The sequence below is a fragment of the Paenisporosarcina cavernae genome (assembly GCF_003595195.1).
GTDB lineage: Bacteria > Bacillota > Bacilli > Bacillales_A > Planococcaceae > Paenisporosarcina > Paenisporosarcina cavernae.
Window position 1 is genome coordinate 2,452,862 of the sequence record NZ_CP032418.1, and the last position, 7,139, is coordinate 2,460,000.

Here is a 7,139-nt window from a genome sequence, read left to right on the forward strand (position 1 = left end):
AGTAAATCCTTACATCAGGATTCTAAGTGCTTCCTGCAAGCTAGGAATGACCGTTCCGAGATCTAAATCACGATTCGCTAATAATTTTGCATGCTGTGGTTTAATACCTGTAATATATGGTACTAACCCCATGACTCGAACAATCTCAATGACATCCAACAATTCACGAACACCTGACTCGGTTATTTCATGGACGCCATTGAAGTCAAAAATGATCGAGACGACTTGCTGATCATATAATTCTTGAGATAATCTCGATTTTGTTTGATGAATCATGTCATGATCAATTACTCCAAATAACGGAACAAAAGCGACATTTTTTGTCAGCAAAATGACCGGAGCAGATAGTTCTTTAATTTTAGTCAGCTGTGTTTCAGCAAGTTCTTTTTGAGCTAACAATTCAAAATCAATCGATGCAAGGCGGTCTTGATGCTCTAACACTTGATGTAAAATTCGCTCCATTTTAGGCCCAATTTCGAAGCATTGAAGGAAACCTTTCTCTTTTTCCCATACAATGCCAATGGCGAAAAGAACATGTTTCTCATCTAAAGTGTCTAAAGCCATTTCAATTGTCGCTCCAGGAGAAATGCTTAATAACCGTTGTTGTTTCGTGAAACTACCTTCATCTAAAATATCGGAAAAATAGTGAATGTCTCCAAATAATTGTCTTGCTGAATTGGACATTTCCAGCACTTCAAAAGCTGGATCAATTAGTAGCGTTGGAAATGGCATGTTATAAATTGGCATCTCGTAATTGCTCCATTTCTTCCGACTCTAAGATCTCAGCTAAGTCTTCAAACTGTGGAATAAAAATCGTTCTATCTGTTTTAAATCGTTGGAAATCTAGTTGACTTAATAATCTACTTCCTAATAACATCGTCGGATTGCTATCAATTTTTTCGAGCGTTTTTAAATAGAGAGGGAGCTGTTCTAGATGATGGACAATCGTCACCGAAAGGCCAATGACATTTGGCAGAAACTGATTGGCTGCATCCTTCGCGTAGGAAAGTGGCAAATTAGGTCCAAGCATTCTTACTCGCCAGCCTGCTTGTTCAAACAAATAGGCCGCCATTTTCATTCCTAATGAATGCTGTTCCTTTTCCACCGTAAAAAACATTGCTTTCTTCCCTGCAGATGTCCCCTTTTTCCGTGGAATACGGCTATGAAATTTTGCTAATACGTAATCACACGTAGCTGTTGCTAAATGTTCATCCGCTACCGAAATCTCATCATTTAACCAAAGCTCTCCTACATCTCGCATAGCACCTGTAACATAGTGTTGAAAAATATAAGCTGGTGATTTTCCTTTAGCAAATTCTGACTCTAATAGTTCATACGCTTTCTCCGAGTCTCCATCTAGAAGTGCATGTGCAAACTGAAGTGCCGTCATTCTCTCATCCCCCTAATTTTGCAGGCGAGCAATTCCTTTATCGAGCAGCATGATAAATGCTTCTTTTTCCGCGAAATCTACTAGCTTAAAACCGTGCTTTAATCGCTCAAAATTATCGATAATATGTTCGTTCTTCATTCCACGGGCAGTTAGTAAGCTACTTAACCATTCCGTATAATGCAGAAATACTTGCTCATCTTGAATTGTTGCTGCTGATTCTAAATGATCTAAATGGTGATGATTGTCTTCCTCGCAGCGAATTCTTCCAGTTTCACCATACCGCTCTAGCAATTCTGGATAGGTGTCATATATTCCTTGCACCACATGTTCTATTACGATGTCTCTCCAATGTGTTTTTATCATGTCGCGACCACCTTAAACTTCGTCACTTTAGGTGTGATCGCTGCCAGTTCTTGATCAGGATAATTTTTCTCTAGATCGTGTACTTTTTTAAAAGCTTCACTCGTTGCCCATTTTAAGTAGGTTTCTTTCGATTCCCACTCCATATGAACCGTCAATTCTTCTGGTCGTTTTTCATTTTGCCATAAATGAAATGACTTGAATCCTTCGTAAGCATCTACTAATTTCGATCTATTTTGATAAATCCCAATTACTTCCTCTGCTTTTTCCACAGGTACTTTTACCAATGACTGCACGATATACATGATACAACACTCCATCACCCAATTTATTTATGAGTCATTATCGTACCATAAAATTGTTCGGATTACTAAATATCTCTTGTTCTATCATAAAATGTTGCTCGATTTTTTCCATTTGCTTTCGATAAATACAACGCTTCATCTGCTAAATGAACCGTTTCAACCTGTTGATCGGCGTGATCTGGATAAAGTGCGATTCCTATACTGCATCCGACATGAACAGTCGTTTGTGACAATACAATTTCTTGATTGATCATTTGAATAATGTTATTTGCAAGACGATTCGCTTCTTCTTTCGTTTGAATTGGTGAAACTACCACAAACTCATCCCCACCGAGTCTAGCTGCAAATTGACGGTTCCCTACAAACGTTTGTAGTCTTTTTGCAATCTCTATTAACACCATGTCGCCTGTTAAATGCCCGTATGTATCATTGATTGGTTTAAATCCATCGAGATCTAAGAAAAATACTGCTAATTTGGATGAATTCTGCAATTGATCACTTGATAACCACTCATACAATGCCTTACGGTTCGGCAAGTTAGTTAAAGAGTCTTTATTTGCGATTAATTCCATTTCAGAAAGTGCTCTTTCTGTGTACGTTAAATTCGTAATCATTGTTTGAATGGATGTGGCCAATTCTTCGACTTCTTTAATTCCACGCACTGAAGGCATCTCGACGTGTCTTTCTTTCGTCATATGACTGGCAAAACGTGAAATTCGCTTTATTGGTATTGCTAAAAACTGTGCGAATACCCAACCTATTAACGAGAACAGGATAATCGCCATGATACTAATGACAAAAAAGAAAGTTTTGAGATCATTTAGACCATTAAACGCAAGTGAAGCAGGTTCTCGAACGATTATTTCCCAGTTTAACCCTTGATAATCCGCATACCCATCTGCTTTTGCATAGCCTGTCAAATACATTTCTCCATCGTTCCAAGCACTTGTCGTCCATTTGTTAGACGAACGTTGCAAAGAATCGAGCAATTCCTTATTTAACTGACTACCTTTTAACCGATCAGGACCAAGTAAGATAGAGTGATCCCCTGCACTCACGACGAAAATTTCTGTTCGTCGATCGAGCATCGATTCTTGAAATATACCTTGTTCGATTTCTTTTGCCCATTCCCAGCTCAAATGCGTCGCAAGAACTCCTTTAAAGTTTCCATCATTATCATAAATAGGTAAGCTGATATCTACAAATTGCAGTTGTTCTCCTGAAGGATTCGGTAGTAACTTTGCCAACAGTACTGCATCATGGACATCTCCTATAAAAGGACCGTTTAATGCTTCTTTATATACAGGTCTTTCTTTTATCGATTCGCCGACTAAGATATTATCCGTCGCTATTTTCACCTTTCCGTTCTCATCCGTAACCCCTATCCATGAAAATGATGGGAACTCTTTTTTCATCTGTTCAATTGATTGTTTCTGTCGATCTGTCTCATCATTTTTAAATGCGGGAAGATTTCCTAATAATTTTACCGCCTGATAGCGATTCTCCATAAATAAATCTAATTTAGAACCCATTTGAAAAGCGTAACCTGATAACTCGTCACCAATAGTTTCTTCGACTTCTGACGTTGTTCTGACAACAAATATTGCACTTAACGCGATTGTTAAGGTTGTTAAGATGACCGCAAACAACACCGTGACAATTGTCCGTAAACGAAAAGACAATAAATACCCCTCCCATCTTATTTGTGAACTGATTCGACACAAATAGTGAATAAACAGTTGTTATTCGTTTTATAATAATTCTATCTTACAGGTGAATTTGGTAAGATGTTAGTGATTTTATTAAAGAAAAGAGGATTTATTGTGAAAAAATTAGGATCCATATTAATAGCGTTATTTTCCATTATGCTTCTAGCGGCTTGTGGCGATGACTCTGCAACTAACAAAGAAAAAAATTCTAACATGGATATGAACATGGACATGCCCGCTACTTTGACAGTGGATGTCCAAATGCCGTCCGATCCAAAAGTAAATGAAGAGGTATCTTTTCTAGCTGTCGTTAAACAAGAAGAGGAGTTAGTGGAAGATGCAGACGAAGTCATGTTTGAAATTCGTTTAAAAGGTTCCGATCAAAAAGAAATGATCGAGTCTGAATTAGTGAAAGGCGAAGGATATGAAGCAACTTACACCTTTACGAAAGCAGGCGAGTACGAAATAATTCCTCATACAACCGCTCGTAATCAACATGTCATGCCTACATTAGAAATCACTGTTTCCGAGTAAAATAAACGAAGCTCAGGTAAATTACCTGAGCTTTTTTATATGAATCATGGCTAATTTGATAACGACTACTAAGTGACTTTTTCTTTTCGCATTTCTGCGATCAATAAACTAGAAAGCAAGATGACTACAGCAGTTAAATAAAACCACAAAACGAGCACAATAATCCCCGCTAATTGCCCATAAATCCTTGTATAGTTCACATTGGAAACATAATCAGAGAAAACCAACGAAACAACTTGCCACCCGATCGAAGACAATATAGCACCCGGCCATACATCTTTTATTCGCAAACGAACACTTGGTAGTACTTGATAAAATAACGTAAAAAACAAAAATAAAAAGATTGTGCCAAGTCCCCATTTCACCATTGGCCAAAAATAAATCCATTTCTCTACGTCATCGAGTAAGCCTAATCGCGCTACAACCCAATGTAAACCTGATTCGATAAAAGGTAAGAATAAGGATAAAGGCACCAATACCATAAACAGCAACGTAACTCCTAAATCTCTACTTAACGCAACCCAAAAGGAAGCTTCATTTCGGATGCCATTTGCTTGATTAAGCGACCGTGCCATACTTTGTATCGCAATCGAAGAGATCCAAAATGCAGAAAGTAAACTTAACCATAAAACCGGTCCTTTATCTGCCGCTAAAATATTTAGCACATTATCTTCAATTAATCGAAATGACTCCCCAGGAGCAAACGGTCGTAAGAAATCTAAAATTTGCTCCTCTCTCACAGGAAAGAAACTTACTAAAGATAATATAAACAATAAAAAAGGAAGGATAGAAAGTAATAAATAATAAGCTGTTTGTGCTGCCTGATCATAAAAACGTTCAACAAAGAATCGTTTTACTACACGTAGTAAGACTGACATAAATTACTTCCTCCTAGGTATTCTCTTCTCTATTTTGCCTTTTCTATGGATAGGTTTGCAACTAAGTTATGAAAGAGAACTGGAAAAAGGGAGGGAAAATGAAAATTAGGAGAGCTTTTGTGTGAGAAAGAGGTGCTTATGTTATGCTTGTGTAGATTTTCGTATAGTATGAACCGAAATCATCGATTAGTTTTCTCTAAAAAAAAGGAACTCCTCTAAGAAGAATGAATTGGTATTCTAGAGACGTCCCACGATGCACACCTGCACCCTATCTCGATTGCGAGAGTCCAACGAAATGTTTGGAGGATTCGTTGGATATCCAATGATCGCTTATAAATCGTTCTCGAACGATTATAAACGCACCTAAACGCTGATACTCACGTATCGAACGCTTATACGGTGAAACCGAGCACTCATATAGCGTACGAAACCGCTCATAAATGGTTTTTATTATCACATGTAGATTACTTATCATATTTTTTTCTCCATAAAAAAAGAACCAACCATAAATGGTTGATCCTCATTGCCCAGCGACGTCCTACTCTCACAGGGGGAAACCCCCAACTACCATCGGCGCTAAAGAGCTTAACTTCCGTGTTCGGTATGGGAACGGGTGTGACCTCTTTGCCATAATCACTGGATTATTTTTTAGAGTGTTTGTTCACTCAAAACTGGATAAACGTCATTGAAAGAACACTTTCGGTGGAAACGTCTTACGACGTTCCACTCGTTTTGGTTAAGTCCTCGATCGATTAGTATTCGTCAGCTGCACGTGTCGCCACGCTTCCACCTCGAACCTATCTACCTCATCGTCTTTGAGGGATCTTACTTACTTGCGTAATGGGAAATCTCATCTTGAGGGGGGCTTCATGCTTAGATGCTTTCAGCACTTATCCCGTCCACACATAGCTACCCAGCGATGCTCTTGGCAGAACAACTGGTACACCAGCGGTGTGTCCATCCCGGTCCTCTCGTACTAAGGACAGCTCCTCTCAAATTTCCTACGCCCACGACGGATAGGGACCGAACTGTCTCACGACGTTCTGAACCCAGCTCGCGTACCGCTTTAATGGGCGAACAGCCCAACCCTTGGGACCGACTACAGCCCCAGGATGCGATGAGCCGACATCGAGGTGCCAAACCTCCCCGTCGATGTGGACTCTTGGGGGAGATAAGCCTGTTATCCCCGGGGTAGCTTTTATCCGTTGAGCGATGGCCCTTCCATGCGGAACCACCGGATCACTAAGCCCGTCTTTCGACCCTGCTCGACTTGTAGGTCTCGCAGTCAAGCTCCCTTCTGCCTTTACACTCTACGAATGATTTCCAACCATTCTGAGGGAACCTTTGGGCGCCTCCGTTACACTTTAGGAGGCGACCGCCCCAGTCAAACTGCCCGCCTGACACTGTCTCCTACCCGGCTTACGGGTATGGGTTAGAAGTTCAATACAACCAGGGTAGTATCCCACCGACGCCTCCTCCGAAGCTGGCGCTCCGGGCTCTTAGGCTCCTACCTATCCTGTACAAGTTGTACCAAAATTCCATATCAGGCTACAGTAAAGCTCCACGGGGTCTTTCCGTCCTGTCGCGGGTAACCTGCATCTTCACAGGTACTATAATTTCACCGAGTCTCTCGTTGAGACAGTGCCCAGATCGTTACGCCTTTCGTGCGGGTCGGAACTTACCCGACAAGGAATTTCGCTACCTTAGGACCGTTATAGTTACGGCCGCCGTTTACTGGGGCTTCAATTCGCACCTTCGCTTGCGCTAAGCACTCCTCTTAACCTTCCAGCACCGGGCAGGCGTCAGCCCCTATACGTCACCTTACGGTTTTGCAGAGACCTGTGTTTTTGCTAAACAGTCGCCTGGGCCTATTCACTGCGGCTCTCTCGGGCTTTAACACCCTAATAGAGCACCCCTTCTCCCGAAGTTACGGGGTCATTTTGCCGAGTTCCTTAACGAGAGT

7 protein-coding genes and 2 rRNA genes (1 of these 9 cut by a window edge) are annotated in these 7,139 nt (G+C 40.7%); 1 reads left to right on the top strand and 8 read right to left on the bottom strand.

Going from position 1 to position 7,139, the window contains the following annotated elements:
- Positions 1-9: 9 nt before the first annotated feature.
- The 5 genes from D3873_RS12825 to D3873_RS12845 form a co-directional block, all read right to left on the bottom strand.
- Entirely contained in the window at positions 10-747 is a 738-nt protein-coding gene (locus tag D3873_RS12825; protein ID WP_119884375.1) for an STAS domain-containing protein, read from the bottom strand.
- A complete protein-coding gene (locus D3873_RS12830; RefSeq protein ID WP_119884376.1) occupies positions 734-1,390 on the bottom strand; it encodes a cobalamin B12-binding domain-containing protein in 657 nt (218 codons plus the stop codon). The genes D3873_RS12825 and D3873_RS12830 overlap by 14 nt, the downstream gene beginning before the upstream one ends.
- A 12-nt stretch (positions 1,391-1,402) precedes the next feature.
- Positions 1,403-1,753, bottom strand: a complete 351-nt coding sequence (locus tag D3873_RS12835) for a hypothetical protein (protein ID WP_119884377.1) — start codon at positions 1,751-1,753, stop codon at positions 1,403-1,405.
- A complete protein-coding gene (locus D3873_RS12840) occupies positions 1,750-2,055 on the bottom strand; it encodes an antibiotic biosynthesis monooxygenase family protein (RefSeq protein WP_119884378.1) in 306 nt (101 codons plus the stop codon). Before D3873_RS12840 ends, D3873_RS12835 begins: the two co-directional genes overlap by 4 nt.
- A 65-nt stretch (positions 2,056-2,120) precedes the next feature.
- Positions 2,121-3,737 carry a sensor domain-containing diguanylate cyclase gene (locus D3873_RS12845; protein ID WP_119884379.1) on the bottom strand — a complete coding sequence of 539 codons (1,617 nt, stop codon included), beginning with the start codon at positions 3,735-3,737 and terminating at the stop codon, positions 2,121-2,123.
- A gap of 141 nt (positions 3,738-3,878) precedes the next feature.
- Between D3873_RS12845 and D3873_RS12850 the strand changes: the two genes are divergently transcribed.
- Positions 3,879-4,298 (top strand): FixH family protein, encoded by a 420-nt coding sequence (locus D3873_RS12850; RefSeq protein ID WP_162920208.1) that lies wholly within the window; start codon positions 3,879-3,881, stop codon positions 4,296-4,298.
- Between the two features lie 68 nt (positions 4,299-4,366).
- Here D3873_RS12850 and D3873_RS12855 read toward each other — a convergent pair whose 3' ends face one another.
- From D3873_RS12855 to D3873_RS12865, 3 genes are all read right to left on the bottom strand, one after another.
- Positions 4,367-5,176, bottom strand: a complete 810-nt coding sequence (locus D3873_RS12855; RefSeq protein ID WP_119884381.1) for a YihY/virulence factor BrkB family protein — start codon at positions 5,174-5,176, stop codon at positions 4,367-4,369.
- Between the two features lie 525 nt (positions 5,177-5,701).
- Positions 5,702-5,817, bottom strand: a 5S ribosomal RNA gene (gene rrf, locus D3873_RS12860).
- A gap of 91 nt (positions 5,818-5,908) precedes the next feature.
- Positions 5,909-7,139: ribosomal RNA gene (locus D3873_RS12865) — 23S ribosomal RNA — on the bottom strand (it continues 1,702 nt past the right edge of the window).

Excerpts from the sequence above, each read along its gene's own strand:
- D3873_RS12840 (WP_119884378.1), bottom strand. The coding sequence starts at position 2,055 with ATGTATATCGTGCAGTCATTGGTAAAAGTACCTGTGGAAAAAGCAGAG.
- D3873_RS12830 (WP_119884376.1), bottom strand. The coding sequence starts at position 1,390 with ATGACGGCACTTCAGTTTGCACATGCACTTCTAGATGGAGACTCGGAG.
- D3873_RS12825 (WP_119884375.1), bottom strand. The coding sequence starts at position 747 with ATGCCAATTTATAACATGCCATTTCCAACGCTACTAATTGATCCAGCT.
- D3873_RS12855 (WP_119884381.1), bottom strand. The coding sequence starts at position 5,176 with ATGTCAGTCTTACTACGTGTAGTAAAACGATTCTTTGTTGAACGTTTT.
- D3873_RS12835 (WP_119884377.1), bottom strand. The coding sequence starts at position 1,753 with ATGATAAAAACACATTGGAGAGACATCGTAATAGAACATGTGGTGCAA.